Here is a 571-nt window from a genome sequence, read left to right as displayed (position 1 = left end):
GCCGGGGTGTGCTCGGCCGAGTGGGGCCGCAGGCGGCTGAGGGTCGAGGCCACGGTGGACGCCGCCGCAGCGGCCAGGGCGCCGGTGGTACGGCCGAACACGCGCTGGACCGGGGCCGCGGAGGTGGTGTCCGCGGCTGACCCCGCCGGCGCCGTCGGGGCGTGGACGGGGGGGAGCGGGCCGGGCTGCGTCGGCGGGGGCGGCGTGAGGGTGGCCACCGGTAGCGGGCTTCCGGCAGCGGTGGCGCCCGGGGACGCGGGCCGGCGCAGGGGCACGGCCTTGGCGGGCCCGGGGCGGGCGGCGGCCGTGCGCTGCACGGCGGCGGGGGACGCGGGGGCGCCGCCGGGGGTGCGCTGCACGGCGAAGGGGGTGAGGCCGCCGCCGGAGGTGGGCAGGGGCGCCGTCGGCGTCGGACCGAGGGGCGCCGCGAGGGTCGGTGCGACGGCGAGCGCGGGGGCGGCCGGCCGGGGCGGTGCCGGCAGGGGAGTGGGCGCGGCGAAGGAGGGCGGCGTGAGTGACGCGGGTGGCGTCGCGGGGGTGGCGGCCGGGGCGGTGGCGCGCTGGACCGGGG

General features: G+C 84.2%; 1 pseudogene. It reads right to left on the bottom strand.

Annotated features, from left to right (window positions below):
* Positions 1-571, bottom strand: a pseudogene (locus tag KUM32_RS33170) (hypothetical protein); the annotation flags it as partial.

The organism is Streptomyces sp. AC627_RSS907 (assembly GCF_019049165.1).
Note: the sequence above shows the minus strand (reverse complement) of the source record. Positions and strands in the feature narration are given on the sequence as shown.